The organism is Bartonella sp. SD1336NMGDW (assembly GCF_042193565.1).
Classification (GTDB): domain Bacteria; phylum Pseudomonadota; class Alphaproteobacteria; order Rhizobiales; family Rhizobiaceae; genus Bartonella; species Bartonella grahamii.
Genome location: NZ_JBHILW010000053.1, coordinates 1 through 2,609, shown reverse-complemented (window position 1 = coordinate 2,609; position 2,609 = coordinate 1). Strand labels below are relative to the sequence as shown.

At 37.9% G+C, this 2,609-nt stretch carries 1 protein-coding gene; it reads left to right on the top strand.

What is annotated here, in order from left to right; all coding sequences use genetic code 11:
* Window positions 1-155 precede the first annotated feature (155 nt).
* Entirely contained in the window at window positions 156-2,405 is a 2,250-nt protein-coding gene (locus tag ACFIKH_RS08940; protein ID WP_375671514.1) for a YadA-like family protein, read from the top strand.
* Window positions 2,406-2,609 lie beyond the last annotated feature (204 nt).

The following is a 2,609-nucleotide window of genomic DNA, read 5'->3' as shown; positions in this document are numbered from 1 at the left end:
TCAACGCCAACCACAATATCATTGAGGTCTTAGATAGTCCTCTTCCTCATTATTGCAACCCTAATCTTTTATAAAACAAGAAAAAAAACAAACTCCGAAGCCTAATAGCACCGGAATATGTCTTTTTAATGTTTTTCTTACTTGGAGAATTTGTTATGAAAAAAATATATACCACACCACACACGTTAGCAGTGAGTAATGTAAAAAATTCTTGCTCGTCTCATGGATTACCTTTTATTAAAACGCTTTCATTAGTGTCAGTAGCTGTCTTTTTATTAAATGCTTCTCCTGTTTCTGCTTGTGATACGTGGGGTAATGTAGCGAAGTATTTTGGTGGTAATGCAAATATACTTAAAAGTGTTGCGCCAACCTATGTAATTGACGGTAACGTGTATAGAGATGTTGGATCTGCCTTTGTAGGGGTAGATAGTGCATTCAGAGGTGTAAAGAATGAATTCAACAATTTTAAATTTAATATAGGAAAGACTATTAAGTTTGAGATTGGAACAGCCATTGATAATGCATTTGCGGGTTGGGGAAATGTTTGGGGGATATATCAGAGAGAAATTAATAATAAAATTGATAAAATCTTGTCTGATATGATTGTTAAGCAAGATGCAGTAGGGACTATTACAATTGGTGCAAATAAATGGGGTTATAAAGTAGACGTTGCAAATAATTCTCATGAGGCGCGGTTTATTACTGGTATTCGTGATGGTGTGGTTAGCGCAACATCGAATTACGCAATCACTGGTTCTCAGCTTTATAAATTGGGCGCTGGGTTTGCGAAGTCTTTTGGCGGTGGTGCTAGCTATAAAGATGGGAATTGGAGTGCTCCTACTTTTACAGTTAATGTCTTTGATAAAAATGGTAAGGAGACTAAGAAAAAATATAATAATGTCGCAGATGCCTTTGCTGGTGTGAATGATTCTTTTGTAAATATTAATAAAGAGATTAAAAATGTGGTGGGTGATAAGCTTGTTGCGCAAGATACAGCAGGACTTATTACCATTGGTAGAAAAGTAAGAGGAACTAAAGTAAGCATTGCAAACGTTGATAATGCGGCACGGACTCTTTCCGGTGTTAAGGCTGGTTTGATTACAGCGACCTCAACTGATGCGATAAATGGTTCTCAACTTTATTCCATGAGTAATGTCGTTGCGAGATATTTTAGTGGTGATGCTGGATATGATGAAGAGGGAAACTGGAATGCTCCTACAGTTAAAGTCTTTGATGAGAATGGTAATGGAGCTGAAACGCACTATGGAAATGTTGCGGAGGCGCTTTCTGGTGTAAGCAGTTCTTTTACAAATCTTAATAAAAAGATCGAAAGTGTGACAGGCGATAGTTTTATTAAGCAAAATAGCGCTGGGCTTATTACCATTGGGGGAAGCAAAAGTGGCGATAGAATAGATATTGGAAACAATATTAATACTCCACGAGTTCTCTCTGGTGTTAAGGGTGGTGCATTTACGAAAACGTCGACCGAAGCAGTAAATGGTAGCCAGCTTTATTTTATGACTCAGGCATTTGCAAATTATTTTGGCGGTGGTGCTGGATATGATGAAGAGGGGCAATGGTCAGGTCCTACTTTCACAGTTAAAGTCTTTGATAAGGATGGTAATGAGAGTGAGAAAAAATATAATAATGTTGCAGATGCCTTTGCTGGCGTAAATAGTGCTTTCACAGCTTTGAATAATCAGATTATTGATATAAGGGATGGCGCTGCTATAGGTGAAAAACCTAAATTGGGAAAAGATGGTCATTCGGATATTATTTCAGAAGGCTTTCCTTTTATGAGAAAATTAACCCGTTCTATAGATGAGTATGACATGGATGAGGAGGAGAATGACATAGACGAGGAGGATCTTGCGGTTAGCTATGATGTTGATACAAAAAGCGGAAAGAACATCAATAGAATCACTCTAAAAGGTGTCGATGACAGTGAACCTGTTTTGATTGCTAATGTTAAAGATGGCGAAATTAAAAAAGGCTCTAAGGACGCAGTGAATGGTGGTCAGTTACATGATTATACTGAGAAGCAGATGAAGATTGCTCTTGATGATGCGAGAAAGTATACGGATGATCAAGTCAGTAATGGTGTTAACGAGGCAAAATCCTATACCGATATGAAGTTTGACGCACTAAGTTATGATATTACGAATGTGCGCAAAGAGGCAAGGCAAGCAGCGGCGATTGGTTTGGCAGTGTCTAACTTACGTTACTTCGATGACCCAGGATCTGTGAGTGTTTCATTTGGTGGCGGTTTTTGGCGTGGACAATCTGCCTTTGCTATTGGTGCAGGGTATACATCTGAAGATGGCAAGATTCGTTCTAATCTATCAGCAACCAGTGCCGGAGGTCAGTGGGGAGTAGGTGGTGGAATAACTCTGAAATTAAAATAACACCAGAGAATATGCAAAATTACAATTTAAGCGAAGTTTCGCCCTTGTCTCATCAGACAAGGGCGAAATTTTATATTATAGAGAAGTAATATTTTACAGAGAAAGCCTTAGAGTAGTATACTTATAAAGTCTCATAACAATGTATTCTATAATAAGAATCTTAGTGAGATTGATTTTAGTGAGAAGTGAAGCACTTTAACAAAA